17 protein-coding genes and 2 pseudogenes are annotated in these 22,897 nt (G+C 71.5%); 14 read left to right on the forward strand and 5 right to left on the reverse strand.

Annotation, left to right across the window (positions count from 1 at the left end; genetic code table 11):
- Positions 1 to 70 precede the first annotated feature (70 nt).
- Positions 71 to 2,302, reverse strand: coding sequence for a catalase/peroxidase HPI (katG, locus tag AC0666_RS09835; protein WP_468973164.1), 2,232 nt, complete (start codon positions 2,300 to 2,302; stop codon positions 71 to 73).
- 377 nt (positions 2,303 to 2,679) lie between these two features.
- Between katG and AC0666_RS09840 the strand changes: the two genes are divergently transcribed.
- Positions 2,680 to 3,111 carry a Fur family transcriptional regulator gene (locus AC0666_RS09840; RefSeq protein WP_468973161.1) on the forward strand — a complete coding sequence of 144 codons (432 nt, stop codon included), beginning with the start codon at positions 2,680 to 2,682 and terminating at the stop codon, positions 3,109 to 3,111.
- Here the strand turns inward: AC0666_RS09840 and AC0666_RS09845 are convergent.
- Positions 3,060 to 3,935, reverse strand: a complete 876-nt coding sequence (locus AC0666_RS09845; RefSeq protein WP_478707383.1) for a LysR family transcriptional regulator — start codon at positions 3,933 to 3,935, stop codon at positions 3,060 to 3,062. The two genes, AC0666_RS09840 and AC0666_RS09845, sit on opposite strands and share 52 nt — an antisense overlap.
- Before the next feature lie 82 nt (positions 3,936 to 4,017).
- Here AC0666_RS09845 and AC0666_RS09850 point away from each other — a divergent pair, with 82 nt between their 5' ends.
- Positions 4,018 to 4,389 (forward strand): carboxymuconolactone decarboxylase family protein, encoded by a 372-nt coding sequence (locus tag AC0666_RS09850; protein ID WP_478707384.1) that lies wholly within the window; start codon positions 4,018 to 4,020, stop codon positions 4,387 to 4,389.
- Positions 4,390 to 4,484: 95 nt separating this feature from the next.
- Here AC0666_RS09850 and AC0666_RS09855 read toward each other — a convergent pair.
- Both AC0666_RS09855 and AC0666_RS09860 read right to left on the reverse strand, forming a co-directional pair.
- A pseudogene (locus AC0666_RS09855) lies at positions 4,485 to 4,691 on the reverse strand (potassium-transporting ATPase subunit C); the annotation flags it as partial.
- Positions 4,692 to 4,701: 10 nt separating this feature from the next.
- Positions 4,702 to 5,094 (reverse strand): annotated as a pseudogene (locus AC0666_RS09860) (potassium-transporting ATPase subunit KdpA); the annotation flags it as partial.
- Positions 5,095 to 5,400: 306 nt separating this feature from the next.
- Here AC0666_RS09860 and AC0666_RS09865 point away from each other — a divergent pair.
- Both AC0666_RS09865 and AC0666_RS09870 read left to right on the forward strand, forming a co-directional pair.
- Positions 5,401 to 7,392 carry an APC family permease gene (locus AC0666_RS09865; RefSeq protein ID WP_478707555.1) on the forward strand — a complete coding sequence of 664 codons (1,992 nt, stop codon included), beginning with the start codon at positions 5,401 to 5,403 and terminating at the stop codon, positions 7,390 to 7,392.
- 115 nt (positions 7,393 to 7,507) lie between these two features.
- On the forward strand, positions 7,508 to 8,956 hold the full coding sequence (locus AC0666_RS09870; protein WP_468973152.1) for a glyceraldehyde-3-phosphate dehydrogenase: 1,449 nt from the start codon (positions 7,508 to 7,510) through the stop codon (positions 8,954 to 8,956).
- Here AC0666_RS09870 and AC0666_RS09875 read toward each other — a convergent pair.
- Positions 8,935 to 9,615, reverse strand: coding sequence for a 2'-5' RNA ligase family protein (locus AC0666_RS09875; protein ID WP_468973149.1), 681 nt, complete (start codon positions 9,613 to 9,615; stop codon positions 8,935 to 8,937). The genes AC0666_RS09870 and AC0666_RS09875 overlap by 22 nt on opposite strands.
- 161 nt (positions 9,616 to 9,776) lie before the next feature.
- Here AC0666_RS09875 and AC0666_RS09880 point away from each other — a divergent pair, with 161 nt between their 5' ends.
- The 10 genes from AC0666_RS09880 (at position 9,777) to AC0666_RS09925 (ending at position 22,882) form a co-directional block, all read left to right on the forward strand.
- The gene (locus AC0666_RS09880) at positions 9,777 to 11,111 is read left to right on the forward strand and encodes an MFS transporter (RefSeq protein ID WP_478707385.1); all 1,335 of its coding nucleotides are present in this window, start codon (positions 9,777 to 9,779) and stop codon (positions 11,109 to 11,111) included.
- A gap of 92 nt (positions 11,112 to 11,203) precedes the next feature.
- Positions 11,204 to 12,484, forward strand: a complete 1,281-nt coding sequence (locus tag AC0666_RS09885) for a lysine N(6)-hydroxylase/L-ornithine N(5)-oxygenase family protein (protein WP_478707386.1) — start codon at positions 11,204 to 11,206, stop codon at positions 12,482 to 12,484.
- The gene (locus AC0666_RS09890) at positions 12,481 to 14,028 is read left to right on the forward strand and encodes a class I tRNA ligase family protein (RefSeq protein WP_478707387.1); all 1,548 of its coding nucleotides are present in this window, start codon (positions 12,481 to 12,483) and stop codon (positions 14,026 to 14,028) included. The genes AC0666_RS09885 and AC0666_RS09890 overlap by 4 nt, the downstream gene beginning before the upstream one ends.
- A 38-nt stretch (positions 14,029 to 14,066) precedes the next feature.
- Positions 14,067 to 15,131 carry an NAD(P)/FAD-dependent oxidoreductase gene (locus AC0666_RS09895; protein WP_478707388.1) on the forward strand — a complete coding sequence of 355 codons (1,065 nt, stop codon included), beginning with the start codon at positions 14,067 to 14,069 and terminating at the stop codon, positions 15,129 to 15,131.
- Positions 15,128 to 16,447: an MFS transporter gene (locus AC0666_RS09900; RefSeq protein WP_478707389.1), complete on the forward strand. Its 1,320-nt coding sequence runs from the start codon at positions 15,128 to 15,130 to the stop codon at positions 16,445 to 16,447. Before AC0666_RS09895 ends, AC0666_RS09900 begins: the two co-directional genes overlap by 4 nt.
- On the forward strand, positions 16,444 to 17,718 hold the full coding sequence (locus AC0666_RS09905) for an ATP-grasp domain-containing protein (RefSeq protein ID WP_478707390.1): 1,275 nt from the start codon (positions 16,444 to 16,446) through the stop codon (positions 17,716 to 17,718). Before AC0666_RS09900 ends, AC0666_RS09905 begins: the two co-directional genes overlap by 4 nt.
- Positions 17,715 to 19,010, forward strand: coding sequence for a lysine N(6)-hydroxylase/L-ornithine N(5)-oxygenase family protein (locus AC0666_RS09910; protein ID WP_478707391.1), 1,296 nt, complete (start codon positions 17,715 to 17,717; stop codon positions 19,008 to 19,010). The genes AC0666_RS09905 and AC0666_RS09910 overlap by 4 nt, the downstream gene beginning before the upstream one ends.
- On the forward strand, positions 19,007 to 20,305 hold the full coding sequence (locus tag AC0666_RS09915; RefSeq protein ID WP_478707392.1) for an ATP-grasp domain-containing protein: 1,299 nt from the start codon (positions 19,007 to 19,009) through the stop codon (positions 20,303 to 20,305). Before AC0666_RS09910 ends, AC0666_RS09915 begins: the two co-directional genes overlap by 4 nt.
- A gap of 92 nt (positions 20,306 to 20,397) precedes the next feature.
- Positions 20,398 to 21,612 carry an acyl-CoA dehydrogenase family protein gene (locus AC0666_RS09920; protein WP_468973122.1) on the forward strand — a complete coding sequence of 405 codons (1,215 nt, stop codon included), beginning with the start codon at positions 20,398 to 20,400 and terminating at the stop codon, positions 21,610 to 21,612.
- 58 nt (positions 21,613 to 21,670) lie between these two features.
- Entirely contained in the window at positions 21,671 to 22,882 is a 1,212-nt protein-coding gene (locus AC0666_RS09925; RefSeq protein ID WP_468973120.1) for an acyl-CoA dehydrogenase family protein, read from the forward strand.
- Positions 22,883 to 22,897: the final 15 nt, after the last annotated feature.

Consider the following 22,897-nt stretch of genomic DNA (forward strand, 5'->3'; position numbering starts at 1 on the left):
TGAAGATCGGTTGAGGAAACGAAGAACCGTCCAGGCCGGCCCGTCGGGGCCGGCCTGGACGGCGGTGTGATCAGACGAGGTCGAACCGGTCCAGGTTCATCACCTTGTCCCACGCGGCGACGAAGTCCTTCACGAACTTCTCCTTCGCGTCGTCGCTCGCGTAGACCTCCGCGAGCGCGCGCAGCTCGGAGTTCGAGCCGAAGACGAGGTCGGCGCGGGTGCCGGTCCACTTGAGCTCGCCCGTGGAGGCGTCGCGCCCCTCGAAGGTGTGCTGGTCCTCGGAGGTCGCCTTCCACTTCGTGCCCAGGTCGAGCAGGTTGACGAAGAAGTCGTTGGTCAGCGCTCCGGGGGTGTTCGTGAAGACGCCGAGCCGCGACTGCTGGTGGTTCGCGCCCAGGACGCGGAGGCCGCCGACGAGGACCGTCATCTCGGGGGCGCTCAGGGTCAGCAGGTTCGCCCGGTCGACCAGCAGGTACTCGGCCGGCAGGCGGTTGCCCTTGCCGAGGTAGTTGCGGAACCCGTCGGCGGTCGGTTCGAGCGCGGCGAACGACTCCACGTCCGTCTGCTCCTGCGAGGCGTCCACGCGGCCCGGCGTGAACGGGACCTCGACCTCGAACCCGGCGTCCTTCGCGGCCTGCTCGACCGCGGCCGCGCCGGCGAGGACGATCAGGTCGGCGAGGGAGATCCGCTTGCCCCCGCTCTGAGCGGCGTTGAAGCCCTCCTGGATCTCCGTCAGGGTGCGCAGCACCCTCGCCAGCTGGTCGGGCTCGTTGACTTCCCACCCGCTCTGCGGCTGGAGGCGGACGCGCGCGCCGTTGGCGCCGCCGCGCTTGTCGCTCCCGCGGAAGGACGAGGCGGACGCCCAGGCCGCGGACACGAGCTGGGACACCGTCAGGTCGGAGGCGAGGACCCGGCTCTTGAGCGAGGCGATGTCGTCGGCGCCGACGAGCTCGTGCTCCACCGCGGGGAGGGGGTCCTGCCACAGCAGCGTCTCGGCCGGGACCTCCGGGCCGAGGTAGCGCACGACCGGGCCCATGTCACGGTGGGTCAGCTTGTACCAGGCGCGGGCGAAGGCGTCCGCGAACTCGGCCGGGTTCTCCAGGAAGCGCCGGGAGATCTGCTCGTAGGCCGGGTCGAAGCGGAGCGACAGGTCGGTCGTGAGCATCGTGGGCGCGTGGCTCTTGGACGGGTCGTGGGCGTCGGGCACGGTGCCGGTCCCGGCACCGTTCTTCGGCCGCCACTGGTGCGCGCCGGCGGGGCTCTTGAACAGCTCCCACTCGTAGCCGAAGAGGATCTCGAAGAAGCTGTTGTCCCAGGCCGTCGGCGTGTTCGTCCAGGTGCCTTCGAGGCCGCTGGTGATGGTGTCACCGCCCTTGCCGCTGCCGAAGGTGTTGTTCCAGCCCAGGCCCTGCTCCTCCATGGAGGCGGCCTCGGGGTCGTCGCCCACGTGGTCCGCGGGGCCCGCGCCGTGGGTCTTGCCGAAGGTGTGGCCGCCTGCGATGAGGGCGACGGTCTCCTCGTCGTTCATCGCCATGCGGCGGAACGTCTCGCGGATGTCGCGGGCCGCGGCGAGCGGGTCCGGATTGCCGCCCGGGCCTTCGGGGTTGACGTAGATGAGGCCCATCTGGACGGCGCCGAGGGGGCTTTCCAGCTCACGGTCGCCGGTGTAGCGCTCGTCGCCCAGCCAGGTGGTCTCGGGACCCCAGTACACGTCCTCGTCGGGTTCCCAGACGTCCGCCCGGCCGCCGCCGAAGCCGAAGGTGTCGAAGCCCATCGACTCCAGGGCCACGTTGCCGGCGAGGATCATGAGGTCGGCCCACGAGAGGCTCTGGCCGTACTTCTTCTTGACCGGCCACAGCAGGCGGCGGGCCTTGTCGAGGTTGGCGTTGTCCGGCCAGCTGTTGAGGGGGGCGAAGCGCTGCTGGCCGGCCCCCGCGCCGCCGCGGCCGTCGCTGATCCGGTAGGTGCCCGCGCTGTGCCAGGCCATGCGGATGATGAACGGGCCGTAGTGGCCGAAGTCGGCGGGCCACCAGTCCTGGGAGGTCGTCAGCACCTCGGCTATGTCCCGCTTGACGGCCGGGAGGTCCAGGGAGTTGAACGCCGCGGCGTAGTCGAATTCCTCGCCCAGCGGATTGGCCACGGCGGGGTTCTTGGCGAGGATCTTCAGATTGAGCCGATCCGGCCACCACTGGCGGTTTCCGCCGCCCTGCGTCGGGTGCGGGGCGCGTCCGTGCGCGACGGGGCAGCCACCTCCGCCCTCCGTCTTGGCGTCTGTGACGACTGCATCATGGTTCTCAGACATGGGAATCCTTCCGGACCAGGCGGATCACGGTGCTCAGTAACTGCGGGGGTGGAACAGTCGGGGCACAGGGCCGCAGGTGGTGGCCCCGGCCCGTCGATCGCTGTGACGCCGGGGTGGTCACCGTCCCGGAGGGTCCAGGGGAGCGGGATGCGGGTGGCCGCGCCTAACTGCGGGCCCCGCGTGGTTCCTCGGCGGAGGTCCGCCACGTCCCGTCTCCTGCCGCTCCGGTGTCTGCCTGTCCCTTGGCTGTCAACGAAGCCGATCCTACGATGGACAGAATCCAAGTCAAGAAGAACACCAAACCCATATCCGATCGGATACCGGACGCTCCCCGGTACATTCGGGGGTGTCCCGCCGACCTGAAGAGGTGAGTCGACATGAGTGACCTTCTGGAGCGGCTGCGGGCGCGCGGCTGGCGGATGACGTCCCAGCGGCGCGTCGTCGCGGAGGTCCTCGACGGCGACCACGTGCACCTCACGGCCGACGAGGTGCACGCCCTCGCGATGCGGCGGCTGCCCGAGATCTCCCGGGCAACGGTCTACAACGCCCTGGGCGAACTGGTCTCCCTCGGCGAGGTCGTGGAGGTCTCGACGGACGGCCGCGCGAAGCGGTACGACCCCAACGCCCACCGTCCGCACCAGCACCTCGTGTGCTCCCACTGCGGTTTGATCCGCGATGTGCACCCGACCGGCAGTCCGCTGGCCGGCCTCCGGGAGGAGGAGCGGTTCGGCTTCACGGTGTCCCAGGTCGAGGTCACCTACCGCGGCCTGTGCCCGTCCTGCGCGGCGGAGCAGACGGCGCGCACGTAGTCGGCGACCAGCGGGTTGCGGTCGCCGCGGCGCCACGCGACCACCAGTGCGGCCGGGGGCAGGTCGGCCACGGGCACGTACGCGATGCCGGGGAGCCGGTGGCCGCCCGTGATCTGCTCGGGGACGAACGCCGTCGCGCGCTGCCACAGGACGGCGTGCAGGCACTCGTCCAGTGAACTCACCAGCGGCCCGTCCGGCGTGCCGAGGGGTTCCCAGTGGGCCCGGAACACCGGGTCGGTGCCGGCGGGAAGCCGCACGCAGACCCGGTCGGCCAGGTCTGCGCGCCGCACGTGCGGGGCGGTGGCCAGGGGGTCGGACGCGGGGAGGGCGGCGTAGCACGGGCCCTGCCGCACCGTGCGGATCGACAGGCCCGAGCGGGTGAACGGCGTGAAGGTGATCGCCGCGTCGACCCGGCCGGCCGCCAGGCCGAGGGTGGGGTCGCCGAGCCCGCCCTGGACGAGGCTGACCGCCACCCCTTCGTGGGCGCCCATGAAGGACTCCGCGACCGCGGCGGACAGCGCCGCCTCCCCGGGCCCCATCACCCCCACGCGCAGCACGCGTTCGCCGGCCGCCCGGCGCACGCGCTCACGGGCCCGCTCCGCGGCTTCGAGCAGCCTCCGGGCTTCGGCGAGCAGGACCTCACCCGGCGGGGTGAGGGTCATACCGCGCGGCGTGCGCAGGAACAGGGCGCAGCCCAGATCGGCTTCCAGCTCGCGGATGCGCTGGCTGAGCGGCGGCTGGGACATGTGCAGGCGACGGGCGGCCCGTCCCACATTGCCCTCCTCCGCGACGGCGACGAAGTACCGGAGCTTGCGCAAGTCCATGTCCGGGACGATATCGAAAGGGTGTGCAGGCTGATCAAAGCAGTCTTGGACCCGGCCCGCCGAAGCCTGCTTCCATCAGGCCATGACCTACCAACACCCCTCTGACCTGCACCGCGTCGGCCAGGTCCGAGATCTGGCGAAGACCGAAGCCGACGCCTTCCTCGCCTTCCACGCCGCAGTCTTCCGCGACGACGGCGTCGTCTCCCGCAAGGACCGCGAACTGGTCGCACTGGCCGTCGCCACAGCCAACCGCTGCGCCTACTGCATCGACACGCATACCCGCGGCGCCGCGGAGGCCGGTGCGACCGGCCAGGAGATGACGGAAGTCGCCTTCGTCGCCGCGGCCGTCAGCGCGGGCGGCGCCATGGCGCACGGCCTGCTCTCCCACCGCCTCCACCGGGACCAACAAGGGCACGGGAAGACGGCGCCCACGGGGGCGCACGGCCACGGCTGAGCTGCGCGGCGCCTGCTCACCGCCTGCGGACGGTGCGTGGGCGCCTGCCGGCCCGGCCGGCGCCCACGCCGGAACCGACCGGCGGGCCGGCGCCGTCAGCCTCGCGACAGCGCCTCGACGGCGATGTTCAGCTTGAGGACGTTGACCCGGGGCTCGCCCATGAAGCCGAGCGTGCGGCCCTCGGTGTTCTGCTCCACGAGCCGTTCGACCTGCCGGACGTCGAGCCCGTTCTGCTCGGCGACGCGGTGGACCTGGAGCTTCGCGTACGCCGGGGAGATGTGCGGATCGAGGCCGGCTGCCGCCCGTGCCGTGCCCGTTCAGGAACTGGCCGACCTCGTGGATCCCGGAGAAGTTCTGGATCACCCCGCACGCGACCAGCACGATCGCGCCGATCACGGAGAGGGGCAGCAGGATGCGGAGGGTGCCGCGCACCAGGTCGGCCCAGAAGTTGCCGAGTTCACCGGTGCGGGAGCGGGCGAAGCCCCGTACGAGGGCCACGGCGACGGCCATGCCGACCGCGGTCGAGACGAAGTTCTGCACGGCCAGGCCGCCCGTCTGCACGACGTGGCCCATGGCCTGCTCGCCCGCGTACGACTGCCAGTTGGTGTTCGACACGAAGGACGCGGCGGTGTCGAAGGCCTGGTCGGGGTCGATCGACACGAAGCCGAGCGAGCCGGGGAGGCTGCCCTGGATGAGGGTCACCAGCGCGAAAGACCGCGACCGTGGTGGCGACGAAGGCCAGATCGGCCGTCGTGAGCTCCTGGATGAAGTGATGAGGTGGATTCGGCCAGATCGGCCTGGGACGAGCAAAACGCAGGCGCAGCCGTCCCGGCCCGTCCTTGACGGGCTCCATACGGAAGGCGCGGAAGTCTTGACGCCGTCCTGACGCGGCCGCGCGGACACCGCGCCGGACACCGCTCCCTGCTCCGGCCTGATCGGGGGGACACCCCCTAGGCTCGTGCCGTGCTCAAGGTGACCGAGGTCCTCAAGCGGCTGGTGATCGGGCGGGCCATGCGCAGCGAGGAGCTGGGCGAGACACTGTTGCCCAAGCGGCTGGCGCTGCCGATCTTCGCGTCCGACCCGCTGTCCTCGGTGGCTTACGCCACGCAGGAGATCCTCGTCGTCCTGACCCTCGGCGGCCTGGCGTATCTGCACTTCACGCCCTGGATCGCGGCCGCGGTGGTCGCCCTGATGGCGGTGGTGGTGGCCTCGTACCGCCAGGTGGTTCACGCCTACCCGACCGGCGGCGGCTCGTACGAGGTCGCCTCCACGAACCTGGGCCCCTCGGCCGGCCTGGTGGTCGCCGCCGCGCTGCTCGTCGACTACGTCATGACCGTGGCGGTGTCGGTCGCGTCCGGGGTGGACAACATCATCTCGGCGCTGCCCTCACTGGCCGGGCACCGGGTGCCGATGGCCCTCGGGTTCGTCGCCCTCCTGACGGCGATGAACCTGCGCGGGGTGCGCGAGTCGGGTCGGCTGTTCGCCGTTCCGACGTACCTCTTCATCGGCGGCGTGCTGATCATGGTGGCCACCGGTCTGTTCCGCTACCTGCTCGGCGACGCCCCGGTGGCCGAGAGCGCCGCGTACGGGATCAGGCCGGCAGAAGGGGACGCGAGCCTGGCGGGTCTCGCCCTGGTCATGCTGGTCCTGCGCGCCTTCTCCAGCGGGTGTACGGCGCTGACGGGCGTGGAGGCGATCTCCAACGGCGTACCGGCCTTCCGCAAGCCCAAGTCCCGGAACGCCGCAGCCACCATGGCCGCGATGGGCATCACCGCGGTGGCCATGTTCGTCGGCGTCACCACCCTCGCCGTCGTGGCCCGGGTGCACATCACCGACGACGCCTGCAGGCTCACCGGCCTCGGCGGGGACTGCTCGGCGTACACCCAGCGCACCGTGATCGCCCAGCTGGCCTCCGCCGTCTTCGGCGGCACCGACAGCATCGGCTTCTACTTCCTCCAGGCCGCCACCGCCCTGGTGCTGGTCCTCGCCGCGAACACCGCCTTCAACGGCTTCCCGCTGCTCGCCTCGATCCTCGCCCAGCACCGCTATCTGCCGCGCCAGCTGCACAACCGCGGCGACCGGCTGGCCTTCTCCAACGGGATCCTGGCGCTGGCCGTGGTGGCCGGTCTGCTGCTGTGGGGCTACCGGGCGAACGTCACCAGTCTGATCCACCTCTACATCCTCGGGGTGTTCACCTCCTTCACGCTCTCCCAGACGGGCATGGTCCGGCACTGGAACCGCGAGCTGCGCACCGGGACCGCTCCGGCCGCGCGCCGCCGGCACCAGTGGTCCCGGGTGGTCAACGCCACCGGCGCGGTCGTCACCGGCCTGGTCCTGGTGATCGTGCTGATCACCAAATTCACCGAGGGTGCCTGGCTGGCCGTGCTCGCCGCCGGCCTGCTGTGGCTGATGATGCGCGGCATCCGCCGGCACTACGACAGCACCGCCGCCGAACTCGCGGTCACCGATCCGCGCGCGGAACGGCAGTTGCCCTCCCGGGTGCTGGCGATCGTCCTGGTGTCCACCGTGCACAAGCCGACCATGCGCGCCCTGGCCTACGCGCGGGCCTTCCGGCCGGACCGGCTGGAGGCGCTCACGGTGGCCGTGGACCGCGAAGGGACGGCCCGGCTCCGGCAGCAGTGGGAGGAGTTCGAGATCGACGTACCGCTCAAGGTCATCGACTCCCCGTACCGCGAGATCACCAAGCCCGTCGTCGAGTACGTGCGCTCCGTCCGGCGTGCGGGGCCGCGTGACGTGGTCGCCGTCTTCATCCCCGAGTACGTGGTCGGCCACTGGTGGGAGAACCTCCTGCACAACCAGTCCGCGCTGTGGCTCAAGAGCCGCCTGCTCTTCACACCGGGCGTCATGGTGACGAGCGTGCCCTGGCAGCTGACCTCCGCCGCCTCCGCCGACCACCCGGTGGCCCGAGCCCCCGGCGCGTACCGCCGGGGGGAGCCCACCCCACCCCGTGAGCGCGCCGTCACCTCCGGCAAATCGCCCTGAACCGGGGCATCCAGCCGCGACGGAGGGGCGTATCCCCGCTCAGGCGGTACCGCCTGATGGGCCAAAATCGGGAGGGGTTAGCATATGAGCACCGCCTAGCTCGAAAGATAATCCTGTGACTGTCAACGAGGACTCGTTCACCAACTGGAAAAACCGCGAGGAGATCGCGGAGTCGATGATCCCGATCATCGGGAAGCTGCAGCGGGAGCGGGACGTCACTGTCCTGCTTCACAGCCGCTCCTTGGTGAACAAGTCGGTGGTCAGCATCCTCAAGACCCACCGGTTCGCCCGGCAGATCGACGGCGAGGAGCTGTCGGTCACCGAGACCCTGCCCTTCCTGCAGGCGCTCGCCACCCTTGATCTCGGCCCGTCCCAGATCGACATCGGCATGCTCGCGGCCATGTACAAGAGCGACGACCGCGGTCTGACCGTGGAGGAGTTCACCGCCGGCGCCGTCGCCGGTGCCACGGGTGAGAACAAGATCGAGCAGCGCCGCGAGGGCCGCGACGTCGTCCTCTACGGCTTCGGCCGCATCGGCCGCCTCGTCGCTCGCCTGCTCATCGAGAAGGCCGGCTCCGGCAACGGCCTGCGCCTGCGCGCCATCGTCGTCCGCGGCGGCGGCGAGCAGGACCTGGTCAAGCGCGCTTCGCTGCTGCGCCGTGACTCCATCCACGGCCAGTTCCAGGGCACCATCACCGTGGACGAGGCCAACAGCACGATCGTCGCCAACGGCAACGCGATCAGGGTGATCTACGCCAACGACCCCTCCGAGGTCGACTACACGGCGTACGGCATCAAGGACGCCATCCTCATCGACAACACGGGCAAGTGGCGCGACCGCGAGGGGCTCTCGAAGCACCTGCGTCCCGGCATCGACAAGGTCGTCCTGACCGCCCCGGGCAAGGGCGACGTCCCGAACATCGTGCACGGCGTCAACCACGACATGGTGAAGCCGGACGAGCGCATCCTGTCCTGCGCCTCGTGCACCACCAACGCCATCGTCCCGCCGCTGAAGGCCATGGACGACGAGTACGGCGTGCTGCGCGGCCACGTGGAGACCGTCCACTCGTTCACCAACGACCAGAACCTGCTGGACAACTACCACAAGGCCGACCGTCGCGGCCGCTCGGCGCCGCTGAACATGGTGATCACCGAGACCGGTGCCGCCTCCGCCGTCGCCAAGGCGCTGCCCGACCTCAAGGCGCCGATCACCGGCAGCTCGATCCGCGTCCCCGTCCCGGACGTCTCGATCGCCATCCTCAGCCTGCGCCTCGGCCGCGAGACCACCCGCGAGGAAGTCCTCGACTACCTCCGCAACGTCTCGCTGTCCTCGCCGCTGAAGCGCCAGATCGACTTCACCACCGCCCCCGACGCCGTCTCCATGGACTTCGTCGGCTCGCGCCACGCCTCGATCGTCGACGCCGGCGCCACCAAGGTCGACGGCGACAACGCCATCCTCTACCTCTGGTACGACAACGAGTTCGGCTACTCCTGCCAGGTCATCCGCGTCGTCCAGCACGTTTCCGGGGTGGAGTACCCGACCTACCCGGCTCCGGCGGTCTGATCCCGACGGTCCGTCCGACCCGCTCTCCGGCCCGGATCCGCTTCCTGCGGATCCGGGCCGGAGTGTTTCGGCTGCCAGGTGAGGGCGCCGGAGCCGAGGGCGAGGGCCGCCCGGGGCCGCATCGGCCCGTCGGCGTCCCGGGCGAGCACCACCAGGCGGTCCACCCGGGACGAGCCGCTGCCCAACCGGGCGGTGCACGCGGCGGCGAGCTCGGCGGGGTGGCGGGTCCGGCCGAGGGAGAGGTGCGGGGTGAAGCCCGCCCGCCGCCCCCGGCAGCCCGGGAAGCGCTCGGTCAGGGCGCCGTACAGGCGGGTCCACGGAGCCGCGCCCGCGGCGGCCGGGTCCCACCAGATCGTGGCGTACTGCCGGTGCCGGAAGAAGCGAACCCCCTCCAGCCGGATCTCGAACGGCTCCCTCTCCCCGGCCGCCTCGGCGAGCAGCGGGGCCGCCCGGCCGAAGTCCTGCTCCGGTACGAAGCCGAAGAGCACATTGACGTGCGGGGGCCACCGGCGGATCTGCGGGTCGTGCTCCCGGCGGATGTCCTGGATGGCCGGCCAGAGCTCCGGCGGAGGGATCCACGCCACGGCCGTACGCGCGGTGGGCGGGATGTCGAGGGGGACGGCGGGCTCGGCCCCGCCGTAGTCCGGTCGGGCTTCCACACCGCCATTCTCCGCCCGCGGCTGCCCGCGGGTCCGCCGACGTCTGCCCCCACCCCGGCCCAAATATCTTGACGTCAAGATTGTTGTGCGGCAGGCTACCGCGAAGTATCTCGACATCGAGATAGTTTCCAAGGGTACGCACAGGGATACGGGGGCCTGACATGCGGCGCGGCGTGGACACCGGCAAGGGCCGGCGGCAGAAGACCGGGCTGGTGGCGCAGCTGCGCCGGCCCCCGGGCGGCCGGGACGCCCGGATCATGCTGCTCGCCCAGCTGCTGGACCGCATCGGCACCGGCGTGTGGGCCGCCTCCTCCGTCCTCTTCTTCACCTTCGTGGTGGGCCTGGACGCCGGTCGGCTGGGTCTGCTCCTGGGGGCGGCCGGAGTGGCGGGCATCGCCGGTTCGCCGCTCGCCGGCCACCTCGCGGGCCGCTTCCCTGTGCGTTCGCTGCTGATCGGCTGTCACCTGCTGCGCCTGGTCGTGCTCTGCGCCCTGCTCGTCGTCAGCCGCTTCGAGCTGCTGCTGTCCGTCGTCGCCCTCACCTCCCTGGGCGACCGGGCGGCCAAGACGCTGGAGATGCTCTTCGCGACCCGCGCCGCCGGCGAGCGCCGCGCCACGTACCAGGCGCTGTCGCGCAGTGCGGCGAACGCCGGGTACGCACTCGGGGCGGGCATCGCCGCACTCGGCCTGGCCGTCGGCACCCGCGGGGCCTACGAGGCGCTGATCCTCGGCAACGCGCTGTCCTTCCTCGCCGCCGCGGCGCTGGTGTGGCGCACCCGGGAGCAGCCCGGCCACACCCTGGTGGCCGCTACGGCCGCGGACGCACCGGCTGCGGGTCCCCGGCCCGCACCCGCGCCCGGGCGCGGGCCCAATCCGTGGCGGGACCGCGGCTACCTGCGGTTCGTCCTGCTGGACATCCCGATGAACCTCGACGACTCGATCCTGGGCGTCGGGCTGCCGCTGTGGCTGGTCCACCACACCGACGCCCCCCATGCCCTGGTCCCCGCCTTCCTCGTCATCAACACGGTGCTGGTCCTCCTCCTCCAGCTGCGGGTGTCGGCGCGGGTCCGGGATCCACGCCAGGCCGCGGGGGTCGCCCGCCTGTACGGGCTGACGCTGCTCGCCTGCTGCACCCTCATCGCCCTCACACCCGGCCACGGGGTCTGGACCGCCTCCGTCGTCATGCTCGCGAGCGCGGTGCTGGCCACCACGGCGGAGCTGATGCGGTCGGTGAGCTCCTGGGAACTCGCCGTCTCCCTCGCGCCCGACGGGGAGAGGGCCGCGTACCTGGGCGTGGCGGGCATGTCCCCGTCCATCCAGAAGTCCGCCGGGCCGCTGCTGCTCACCGGGGCGGTGATGACGGCCGGGCCGGCGGGCTGGCTGCTGCTCGGGGCGGCGGTCGCCGGGCTGGCCGTCGTACAGCGGCGCACCTCACTGCACCGGCTGGACGCCGTGCCCGGGTCGCAGCCCCTTTCCCGGCTCAGATTCCCCAGCTGACGGGAGAACTTCCCCTATCGATCGGGAACAGCGGATACCTAGCCTCGCTACTGCCTGTCCGCGAGTGGGATCCATGTGATCGAGGGGGAAGTGTGACGGACCGGGAGGTTGGCGTCCTGGCGATCGGTGCGGGTCCGGCGAATCTGGCGCTCGCAGTGGCCATCGAGGAGTCGGGTCCTGCCGAATTGGCGGACGGGACACTGCTGTTGGAGCAGAGTCCGGACATCAAGTGGCAGCGTGATCTGCTGATGCCGTGGGCGCGCAGCCAGGTGTCCTTCCTGAAGGACCTGGTGACCCTGCGCAACCCCTGCAGCCGGTTCTCGTTCCTGAATTTCATGCACGAGCAGGGGCGGCTGGACGAGTTCGTGAACCTGGGCACGTTCCACCCCTTCCGCTGGGAGTTCTCGGACTACCTCCAGTGGGTCGCGGCGTCGCTGGAGCGGGTGCAGATCCGCTGCGGCGCCCGCGCCGAACGCGTCGAACCGGTGCGCGGCGCGGACGGGTCGGTGGCCGGCTGGAGCGTGCTGCTGACCGACGGGGACCGGATCCGGTGCCGAGATCTGGTGGTCGGCGGCGGCCGTGATCCGCGCATCCCGGAGGTGTTCGCGGGACTGCCCGGGGACCGGGTGGTCCACAGCACCCAGTACCGGTCGCGGATCGCCGGCATTCCGAAGGAGAAGCCGGTCCGCGCGGTGGTCGTGGGCGGGGCGCAGAGCGCCGCGGAGATGTTCTTCGCCCTCCACGAGGACCTGCCGCACAGCCAGATCACGATGGTCGTACGGTCGATCGGACTCCAGAACTACCAGACCAGCAAATTCGTGAACGAATTGTTCTTCCCCTCCTTCGTGGACGATTTCCACGACACAGCGGCGGAAGTCCGTGAACAACTCCTGGAGGAGCTGAGGTTCACGAATTACGCGGGTCTCGCCCCGCCGTTCCTGGAAGAGCTGTACACGACGCTGTACCGGCAGAAAGTGCTGGGACCGCAGCGTTCCTCGGTGCGGGCGATGACCGAGGTGGTGGGGGCCCGGGTGGAGGGCGAGGAGGTGGTGCTGGACCTGCGGGACCGGTTGAGCGGCAAGACGGAGCCGTTGCGGTGCGATCTGGTGCTGCTGGGCACCGGTTACGACCCGCGAAAGCCCGCGCTGGTCCGGGAACTGGCCGCGCAGGTGGGGCTGGACGAGGTGTCGGTGAGCCGTTCCTACCGGGTGGACCTGGGGGATTCGGCCTGGGGAGCGGTGTACCTGCAGGGTGTCAATGAGGAGACGCACGGCATCGCCGACTCCCTCATCAGCGTCCTCGCGCACCGCTCGCAGGACATCCTCACCGACCTCATGGCCCGCCGCGCCATCGCCGAGGGGAGCAGGGCATGACGGCACACGAGCGCACGCTGGTGATCGCGCCCGGCCCGACCGCCAACGGCGACCTGCACCTCGGGCACCTGGCCGGCCCCTTCCTCGCCGCGGACGTCTGCGCCAGGTACGGACGCGCGGCGGGCGGCGACGTACTGTTCGGCACGGGGGTGCACTTCACCCAGAACTACATCGTGACCACCGCCCGCAGGCTGGGCCTCCCGCCGCAGGACCTGCGCGTCCGCTCCGCCGCCCAGGTGGAGGAGACGCTGGCGGCCGTGGGCATCGAACCCGACGGCTTCGTCCGGTTCGGCGACCGGTACGTCAAGACAGTCCGGCACTTCTTCGAGCGCCTGCACGGCCTGGGCCGACTGCGCCTGAAAGCGGTCCCGTTCCCCTACACCCCGCGCACCGGCGAGTACCTCACCGACGCCTACGTGCGCGGCGGCTGCCCGGTGTGCCTCGCCGAGGGGTGCGCCGGACTCTGTGAGAACTGCGGGCACTGGATCGCCTCCGGCGACCTCATCGACCCGCACTCCACCCTGCACCCCGACGATCCGGTGGAACTGCGCGAGCAGCAGGTGCTCGTGCTGCCGCTGGAGGAGTACCGCGAGGCGCTCACCGCGTACTTCGCCCGGCAGAGCGCGACCATGCGGCCCCGCCTGGCCCAGATGGTCGAGGAGGTCCTCGCCCGGCCGCTCCCGGACTACCCGGTCACCCTGCCGATCTCCTGGGGCATCCCCGCGCCGTTCCCCGAGGTCGCGGGCCAGGTGCTGTACGCGGACGCCGAGACCATCGCCTGGAGCATGCACACCACGGCCCTCGCGGCCGAACAGCGCGGCGCCGTCCTCTCCGCCGACGACGAGCTGTGGTTCTCCGAGGCCGGGGCGAAGGTCGTGTACTTCTTCGGATCCGACGCCGGTTTCGCCTTCGCGGTCGTCGGCGCGGCGATGCTGCTGGCCCTCGGCGACTACGCCCTGCCCGAGCACTTCGTCACGAACGAGTTCTACGAGCTGGACCACGACAAGTTCTCCACCAGCCGCGGGCACGTCGTGACGGGACGGCAACTGGCCGCCGAGGTTCCACGGGACCTCACCCGCTTCTACCTGGCGGCGACCGGACCGGACTTCCAGCGCACCAACTTCACCCGCGAGGCCATGACGCAGGTGACCGGTGCCCGGCTCGTACGGCCGTGGAACCGGGTGGCGGACAAGGCCGCCGCCTGGACCGGCCGCGGACCGCTGCCGGTGTCCGAGCGGTCCCGGGAGGCTGCCGCGCGCATCACGGAACGGTTCGGGGCCGCCTTCGGCGTCCGGCGGTTCAGCCTGACCGCCGGCGCCTTCACCCTCTGCGAGCAATTGGCCCGGCTGGACCGGTGGGAGGTGACCGCGGACGACGCGGGCGACTTCTGCCACGAGGTGGATGTGTTCCTGCGCTGTGCGGCGCCCCTGCTCATCGACCTGGCAGCCGAGGCCCTGCCGGACGACCGGACGATCCCGGCCCGGCCGCACGCCGCGCGGTTCACACCCGTACGGCTGCCGCGGCTGGCGGAGACCGGCCCGTGAGGGCGGCGGCCGCTCGCCGACGCCGACAGGTGATCATCGTGGGCGCGGGCGTCACCGGGCTGCTGACCGCGGTGGAATGCGCGCGGGCCGGGCACCGCGTGACCGTACTGGACCGCGGGCCGATCCCGAACCCGCGGTCGAGCTCCCACGACCAGCACCGGGTCATCCGTACCTTCCACCCGGACGACGCGGCCGCCACCCGGCGGATGACCGCCGCTCGCAGCCGCTGGCGGGAACTGGAAACCCTGTGGGCCACCCCCCTGTGCCGGCCGGTCGGCGTGGTCACGGCCCGCCCCCGGGAGCAGCTCGCCGCCGACACCGCCGCAGCGGCCGAGGCGGCCGTCCCCGTCGAGACGCTGGAACCGGAGCGGCTGGCACACCTGGAGTTCCCGGCCGGCACCGCAGGGCTCCTGGACGTGGAGGGCGGGGTCCTGCTCGCACGGCGGGTGCTGCGGGCCGCCGCACGGTGGCTGGCCGGGCAGGACGGGGTCACGCTGCGCCCGTACTGCCCGGTGGTGGAGATCGACACGGACTCCGCCAAGGTCACCCCGGCGGCAGGGGAGCCGCTGGTCGCCGACCTCGTACTGGTCGCGGCCGGACCGTGGTCGCGCGACCTGGTCCCGCATCCGGTCTCCCTGTACCGCCAGACCATGGTGTACCTGCGGCCGCCGGGGGACACTGCCCGGTGGTGGGACGGCGCACCCGCGGCGGGCGGACTCGGTGCGGACGGCCGGGGTTGGGTCGTACCGCCCGGAGACGGCACCCTCCTGAAGATCAGCTCCGATGCGGTGTGCCGAGAGGTGGCCGCCACCGAGGACGCGGAGGGCGAGGGCCAGCTGCCCTGGGCCGGGCAACTGGCCCGGACGGCCCCGCTGTCCGAGATCGAGCGGTACACCGTCGCCGCCGTGCGGACGTGCCACTACGCCGTCGGCGCGGACGTCACCGCTGCGGGCGATGCCGGCGGGGCGGACCCCGGCGGCGCCGTCCTCGCCCGCGTCGGTCCCGCCGTCTGGTCGCGCGCGGCCTGCGGTGGTTCCGGATTCAGCCAGGCTCCGCTCGTCGCGGGACAGATCGTCGATGCCTTGAGGGAAGGAGCGGTATGACGGAGGAAGCCCCGGTCCGAGTGTTCGATGCGCTGAAGGCGACCCCCGCCCCGGTCCGGTATCTCCTGGGGGGCGTACTGATCAACCAACTCGGCGCGTTCGTGCAGACGTTCCTCGTTCTGTACCTCACCTTCCGCGGCGCGTCGGTGAGCACGGCGGGCCTGAGCCTCGTCGCCTACAGCGCCGGTTCGGTCTTCGGCACGATGCTGGGCGGGGAGATCACCCACCGGTTCGGGCCGAGGGCCACCATCATGACGGCCATGGCCGCCTCGGCCCCCCTGGTGGCGGCGATCCCCTGGCTGGGCGGGCCCGGGAGGCTGGTGCCCCTGCTCGTGGTCGTGGGCCTCGCGGGACTGTTCACCCAGGCGTACCGGCCGGCGGCCGCCGTACTGCTCAGCGACCTGATGCCGGACCGGTACCAGGTCATGGCCTTCTCGATGATGCGGATCGCCCTGAACATCGGCGCCGCAGTGGCGCCGCTGATCGCCGCGGGGCTCATCCTGGTCGACTGGGACCTGCTGTTCTGGATCGACGGCGCCACCGCACTGGTCTACGCGCTGCTGGCCTTCGCCCTGCTGCCGAGGCAACTGGCGCCGGCCGAAGGCGTGGCGGACACGGACGCGGCGGACACGGACGCGGCGGCGGCCGGTGCCGGGCCGCAGCCCGCCCCCGGCGGCCGCTCGGCGTACGCGGCCATGCTCCGGGACCGCGCGTACCTCTACTTCCTGGCCGCCGTGCTGCTCGGCTCGCTCACCTATGCGCAGGGGCACATCGCCCTGCCACTGGAGCTCGTCGAGGACGGGTACCCCACCAGCTTCTACAGCACCGTGCTCACCGTCTCCTCCGTCGTGCTGATCACCTGCGAGCTCAAGATCACGGCGTACCTCAGCCGCCTGCCCAAGCACGTCCGCGTGATCACCGGCCACCTGGTCGAGGCGGTCGGCCTCGCGGCGTACGGACTGTCCTCCCGGTCCGGTGCCTTCACGATCACCGGCGCGGTGCTCGTCGTGTGCGGGATCATGATCGCTGCGCCGAGCATGTTCGCCCACCCGGCGACCTTCCCTGCGGCGATCAAGGCCCGGTACATCGGCACGATGCAGGCCGTGGGCGGCATGGCCTCGGCCCTCGCCCCCCTGTTCGGCGTCTTCCTGTGGAGCCGGATGGGCAGCGGCTTCTGGCTGCTGTGCGGAGTCGTGACCGGGATCGCCGGACTGCTCGCCCTGGCCGGCGTGAAGGAGCCCGCCGAACCGGGCGCTGCGGCGGACGGGGCCCCGAGCACCCGGGCCAAGCCGGAATCCGTCGGGGGCACGTCGTGACCGGGCACCGGAACGACGTCGGGCCCGTGCTGGTCGTGGGCTTCGTGGGCGTCACCCTCGCCGCCATCGGGGCGTTCCAGCCGGACCGCTCGGTGGTCTACGTCGAGGAGCCGGACGTCGTCCGCAAGCGGCACGTGCGCGAGCAGATCGAAGGGGTGGCGTTCGTCCGCGGACTGATCGAGTGGGAATACCACCTCCCGGGCACCGCCGACGCGTTCTACCTCGCCCACCGCGACCTGCGGCCCTCGGCCGTGATCCCGGCGATCGAGTACGCGACGCCGTTCGCCGCCAGGCTCGCCGAACGCTACGGGCTGCCCGGCGCCGGTCTCGGCGCCGCGCAGATCCTGCGGGACAAGGCACTGCTGCGGCAGGTCAGCGCCGCGGCCGGTATCGCCAACCCGGCCAGTGTCCCGGTCACGGGCCCGGACGACCTGCGGGCCTTCCTGCGCGGCCGAACCGGGCCCGTGGTGCTCAAGCCCGCGAACCGGCAGGCCTCGGTGGGCACCCGGGTGGTCCACGACCCGGCCGAGGTCGACACGGCCTGGGCGGACTGCCTCGTGCAGGACGAGGGCATCTTCGTCCCGGACCGCCCGATCGGGCTGTCCATGCTGGCCGAGGAGTACGTGGAGGGGCCGGAGTACAGCGTCGAGATGCTCGTACGCGGCGGCGGAGCGCTGTTCGTCAACGTGACCGGCAAACAGCTCTTCCCCGGGCCGCACCCGGTGGAGATGGCGCACACCGTGCCGGCCGACATCCCGGAGGAACTCGCCGCGCTGCTCGGGGCCCGGACCATGCGCGTGATCGACGCCGTGGGCTTCCGCGACGGGGTCGTGCACTGCGAGTGGATCGTCGCCGCGGACGGTGTCCCGTACCTGGTGGAGTGCGCGGGCCGACTCGCCGGCGGCGGCATCCTCGACACGATCCAAGTCGCCTACCCCGTGGAGCTCCTGCGCAGCTACTACGCGGTGATGAAGGGCGAGGAGCTGCCGGGCGAGCTGCCCCGGCGGCCCAAGGGCGGCGCCGCCGTACGGTTCCTGGCGGCCGCGCCGGGCCGGGTCACGGCCGTGCACGGCGTCGAGGAGGCCCGGCAGGTGGACGGCGTGTTCCTGGTCGCGGTCACCGCCGCGCCGGGGGACCGGTTCACGGGCCTGCGGCATTCCTGGGACCGGGCGGGGATCGTCATGGCCACCGCCGACAGCGCGGCCGAGGCACTGCGGCGGGCGGAGACCGCCGCCGGAATGGTCCGGATCGACATCGAGGGGGAAGCATGACCGTGCGCGAGGTGGGTGTTCTGGCGATCGGTGCGGGTCCGGCGAATCTGGCGCTCGCAGTGGCCATCGAGGAGTCGGGGTCGGATGAACTGGCTGCGGGGACACTCCTGTTGGAGCAGAGTCCCGACATCAAGTGGCAGCGTGATCTGCTGATGCCGTGGGCGCGCAGCCAGGTGTCCTTCCTGAAGGACCTGGTGACCCTGCGCAACCCCTGCAGCCGGTTCTCCTTCCTGAAGTTCCTCCACGAGCAGGGGCGGCTGGACGAGTTCGTGAACATGGGGACCTTCCACCCCTTCCGCTGGGAGTTCTCCGACTACCTCCAGTGGGTGGCCGCCTCCCTCCACAAGGTGCAGATCCGGTACGGGGCCCGCGCCGCACGGGTCGAACCGATCCGCGGCGCGGACGGGTCGTTGGCCGGCTGGAGCGTGCTGCTGACCGACGGGGACGAGATCCGGTGCCGCGACCTGGTGGTCGGCGGCGGCCGCGATCTGCGCATCCCGGAGGTGTTCGCGGGTCTGCCCGGGGACCGGGTGATCCACAGCGCGCAGTACCGGTCGCGGATCGCCGGGATCCCGAAGGACAAGCCGGTCCGCGCGGTGGTCGTGGGCGGGGCGCAGAGCGCCGCGGAGATGTTCTTCGCCCTCCACGAGAACCTGCCGCACAGCCAGATCACCATGGTGGTGCGCTCGATCGGACTCCAGAACTACCAGTCCAGCAAGTTCGTGAACGAGCTCTTCTTCCCCTCCTTCGTCGACGACTTCTACAACAGCCCCGCCGAGGTGCGCGCCCAGGTCCTCGACGAGATGCGCTTCACCAACTACGCCGGCCTCGCCCCGCCGTTCCTGGAAGAGCTGTACACGATGCTCTACCGGCAGAAGATGACCGGCGAACAGCGTTCCTCGGTGCGGGCGATGACCGAGGTGGTGGGGGCCCGGGTGGAGGGCGAGGAGGTGGTGCTGGACCTGCGGGACCGGTTGAGCGGCAAGACGGAGCCGTTGCGGTGCGATCTGGTGCTGCTGGGCACCGGTTACGACCCGCGAAAGCCCGCGCTGGTCCGGGAACTGGCCGCGCAGGTGGGGCTGGACGAGGTGTCGGTGAGCCGTTCCTACCGGGTGGACCTGGGGGATTCGGCCTGGGGAGCGGTGTACCTGCAGGGTGTCAACGAGGAGACGCACGGCATCGCCGACTCCCTCATCAGCGTCCTCGCGCACCGCTCGCAGGACATCCTCACCGACCTCATGGCCCGCCGAGCCGCCGCGCAGGACGTCGAGGCCGCGGGGGGCAGGGCATGACGGCCGGGCCGGGTGCGCTGCTGGTCATCGGCAGTGGTCTGAAGGTGTACCGCGAGTACCTCGTCGCGCCGATCCGGCGCCGCGCCCGCGAGGCCGGGCTGGACATGGTCCTGCTGAACAACCTCAAGCCCACGTGGCAGCGCGCGTACTTCGACGAGATCATCGTCGCCAACGTCTTCGACTCCGAGGCGATGGGGGCGGCGGCCCGCGAGGTGGCGTCCCGGCGGCGCATCGTGGGCCTGATGTGCTGGGACGAGCCGCTGGTCCTGGACGCCGGCCTGCTCGCCGCCGAGTTCGGCGTGCCGGGGCTGTCCGTGCCCGGCGTACGGGGCTGCCGCGACAAGGAGCTCACCCGGGCGGAGCTCACCGCCGCGGGCCTCTACCAGCCCGGCTTCGAGCTGACCACCACGGCCGCCCAGGCCAGGGCGGCGGCCGAGCGGATCGGCTACCCCGTGGTGATCAAGCCTCGGGCGATGGGGGCCAGCATCGGCGTCGTGTTCGCCGCCGACGAGGCCGAACTGGACGCGGCGTTCCGTATCGCCCTGGCCGCGAGCGAGGTCGACCCCGGGCCCTACCGGGCGAGCGCCCTGGTCGAGGGATACGCCCCGGGGCCGGAGATCAGCGTCGACGGCGCCGTGCACAAGGGCGAGTACCTGCCGATGTTCGTGGCCCGCAAGCACAGCAGCGACCAGCCGTACTTCGAGGAGGTCGGGCACCTCGTCGACGCGGCCGACCCGCTGCTGGAGGACCGCGAGCTGATGCGCACCCTGGCCCGGGCCCACCAGGCGCTCGGCGTCGAGGACGGCATCACCCACAGCGAGGTCCGACTGACCGACCGCGGGCCGCTGATCATCGAGATCAACGGCCGGCTCGGCGGGGACCTGATCCCCTTCCTGGGTCGGACCGCCACCGGAATCGAGCCCGGTGAGGTGCTGTTCGACGTGGCCACCGGCCGGCGGCCGGACACCTGCCCCACCCGCACGGCGGTCGCCGGCATCCGCTTCGGCTATCCCGCGCAGGACTGCGTCCTGCGCTCGGTGACCGTGCCGACCCGGGCACCGGGCCTCGTCGCCGCGGCGCCGATGGCCGAGCCCGGCACCACGCTGCGGCTGCCGCCCGGCGGCTACCTCGCCCGCCACTCCTTCGTGGTGTGCGAGGCCGACGACACGCGGACCTGCCTCGACCGCCTGGCCACCGCAGCGGCGCTGGTCCGGCTCGACACCGAGCCGGTCGGCCCGCCGGAACCGGACGCACCGTTCGCGATGCCGGCCGGTCTGCTCGACGTCGACGAATGACCGCGAGGACCGGCGGCGATGACCGCGAAAACCGCGATGACTGCGAAAACCGCGACGACCGCACGTGCCTGTCACCTGAGGGGGATCACCACATGACCACGACGACCCGGAATCCGGGCACCGAGGCGCCCGTAACCGCCGCGGAGATCCTGGCCCGCGCGAAGGCGCTGGCCCCGCTGCTGCGCGAGCGGTCGCAGGAGATCGAGGAGGCCCGGCAGCTGCCGCCGGACGTCGTACGGCAGCTGCGCGAGACCGGTGTGTTCCGGATGTGCTTCGGCAGGGAGTGGGGCGGCCCCGAGCTGACCTCGATGGAACAGGTCGAGGTCGTCGAGACGCTCGCCTACGGGGACGCCTCCGCGGGCTGGTGCGCCGCGATCGGCGCGATGACCGGGGCGATCAGCAACTTCCTGGAGCCGGCCACCGTCAAGGAGATGTTCCCGGGCCTGGACATGATCACCGCCGGGCTGATCGCGCCGGCCGGCCGGGCCGAGCGGGTGCCCGGCGGTTTCCGGCTCAGCGGCCGGTGGTCGTTCGGCAGCGGGGTCACCCATGCGGACTGGGTGACCTCCGGGGCGTTCCTCTACGAGGACGGCAAGCCGTACGCGAGCCCGGACGGCAGCAACGCGCACGCCTCCCGCCAGTTCCTGGTACCTGGCCACCAGGTCGAGGTCGTGGGCAACTGGGACACCACCGGCCTGTGCGGCAGCGGCAGCAGCGACTACACGATCAGCGACGTGTTCGTACCGGAGGAGCACACCTACACCTTCTACAAGCCCAAGGGCCGCCCCAGCCCGCTCGCCCAGCCCGACTCCTTCATGCGCAGCCTGTGCGCCGTACCGCTCGGCGTCGCCCGGGCGGCGCTGGACCACACCCGCGAGACGGTGCTGGGCCGCACGGACCGGATGACCGACACCGCGTGGGCGGACATGTTCCGGGTGCAGGTCGCGCTCGCGGAGTGCGAGGCGGAGTTCAACGCCACCCGCAGCGGCGTCTACTCCAGCTCGCAGCGGCACTGGGAGGTCCTGGCCTCCGGTGGCACCCTGGACGATCTCACCCCCGTCGAGCGGGCCGCCTCCTCCCTGGCGTGGGTGCACGCCTTCCGGACCTCGCGGGCGATCGTGAACCGGCTCTACGACCTGCTCCAGACCTGGTCGATCAACCGGTCCTCGCCGATGGACCGCTGGATGCGCGACACCGCGACCATGTGCCAGCACGTCGCCGCCTCGGACCTCATCCTCGAATCGGCCGGCGCCTACCTGCTGGGCCGTCCGCCCAAGTTCCGCATGAGCCTCGGCCTCGTCAAGTAACAGCGCACCACCCGTACCCGAACGACCTGCGAGACCAATCAGCTGGGGGGAAGCACATATGAACACGGTCCGGACTCCGGTCGCCCAGATGCCGGAAACGGCGGCGGAGCTCCTCGTGCGCGCGCAGGCATTGGCGCCGCTGCTGCGGGAGCGGTCCGACGAGATCGAGCAGGCGCGGCGGCTGCCCGCCGACGTCGTGGACCTGCTGCGCGGGGCCGGGGTGTTCCGGATGGCCTTCGGCCGTGAGTGGGGCGGCCTGGAGCTGACCTCCATGGAGCAGACCGAGGTCGTCGAGGCGCTCGCGTACGGGGACGCCTCCGCCGCCTGGTGCGCGGTGATGGGTGCGAGCACCGGTGTCTACAGCGCGTTCCTGGAACCGGCGGTCGCCAAGGAGATGTTCCCCACCCCGGACCTGGTCACCGCCGGACTGCTCCAGCCCACCGGCCGGGCCGAGCGGGTGCCCGGCGGTTTCCGGCTCAGCGGCCGGTGGTCGTTCGGCAGCGGGATCACCCATGCCGACTGGGTGACCTCCGGGGCGTTCCTCTACGAGGACGGCAAGCCGTACGCGAGCCCGGACGGCAGCAACGCGCACGCCTCGCGCCAGTTCCTCGTGCCCCGCGAGCAGGTAGAGGTCGTCGACAACTGGTACACCACCGGCATGTGCGGCACGGGCAGCTGCGACTACACGATCAGCGACGTGTTCGTACCGGAGGAGCACACCTTCACCTTCGGCAAGGTCAAGGGCCGCCCGAGCCCGCTCGCCCAGCCCGACTCCTTCACCCGCAGCATGTGCGGGGTGGCACTCGGGGTGGCCCGCGCGGCGCTGGACCACACTCGGGAGACGGTGCTGGGCCGTACGGACCGGATGACCGACACCGCGTGGGCGGACATGTTCCGGGTGCAGGTCGCGCTCGCGGAGTGCGAGGCGGACTTCAACGCCACCCGCAGCGGCGTCTACTCCAGCATGGGACGGCAGTGGGAGGTCCTGGCCGCGGGCGGCACACCCGACGACCTCACCCCCGTGGAGCGGGCCGCATCACCGCTGGCCTGGGTGCACGCCTTCCGGACCTCGCGGGCCATCGTGAACCGGCTCTACGACCTGCTCCAGACCTGGTCGATCAACCGGTCCTCGCCGATGGACCGCTGGATGCGCGACGCCACGGTCATGTGCCAGCACGCCACGGCCCAGGACCGCATCCTCCAGTCGGCCGGCGCCTACCTGCTGGACTCCAAGCCCGAGTTCGGGATCTGCCTCGGCATCGTCAAGTAAGGCACAAGGCAACAG

The sequence above is a fragment of the Streptomyces sp. NPDC043680 genome, from assembly GCF_056436685.1.

What these genes read in the sequence shown, in the direction of transcription:
- katG (WP_468973164.1), bottom strand. Translation starts at nt 2,302, where the DNA reads ATGTCTGAGAACCATGATGCAGTCGTCACAGACGCCAAGACGGAGGGC.
- AC0666_RS09910 (WP_478707391.1), top strand. Translation starts at nt 17,715, where the DNA reads ATGACCGTGCGCGAGGTGGGTGTTCTGGCGATCGGTGCGGGTCCGGCG.
- AC0666_RS09890 (WP_478707387.1), top strand. Translation starts at nt 12,481, where the DNA reads ATGACGGCACACGAGCGCACGCTGGTGATCGCGCCCGGCCCGACCGCC.
- AC0666_RS09840 (WP_468973161.1), top strand. Translation starts at nt 2,680, where the DNA reads ATGAGTGACCTTCTGGAGCGGCTGCGGGCGCGCGGCTGGCGGATGACG.
- AC0666_RS09915 (WP_478707392.1), top strand. Translation starts at nt 19,007, where the DNA reads ATGACGGCCGGGCCGGGTGCGCTGCTGGTCATCGGCAGTGGTCTGAAG.
- AC0666_RS09920 (WP_468973122.1), top strand. Translation starts at nt 20,398, where the DNA reads ATGACCACGACGACCCGGAATCCGGGCACCGAGGCGCCCGTAACCGCC.
- AC0666_RS09850 (WP_478707384.1), top strand. Translation starts at nt 4,018, where the DNA reads ATGACCTACCAACACCCCTCTGACCTGCACCGCGTCGGCCAGGTCCGA.
- AC0666_RS09880 (WP_478707385.1), top strand. Translation starts at nt 9,777, where the DNA reads ATGCGGCGCGGCGTGGACACCGGCAAGGGCCGGCGGCAGAAGACCGGG.
- AC0666_RS09925 (WP_468973120.1), top strand. Translation starts at nt 21,671, where the DNA reads ATGAACACGGTCCGGACTCCGGTCGCCCAGATGCCGGAAACGGCGGCG.
- AC0666_RS09845 (WP_478707383.1), bottom strand. Translation starts at nt 3,935, where the DNA reads ATGGACTTGCGCAAGCTCCGGTACTTCGTCGCCGTCGCGGAGGAGGGC.
- AC0666_RS09900 (WP_478707389.1), top strand. Translation starts at nt 15,128, where the DNA reads ATGACGGAGGAAGCCCCGGTCCGAGTGTTCGATGCGCTGAAGGCGACC.
- AC0666_RS09865 (WP_478707555.1), top strand. Translation starts at nt 5,401, where the DNA reads ATGCGCAGCGAGGAGCTGGGCGAGACACTGTTGCCCAAGCGGCTGGCG.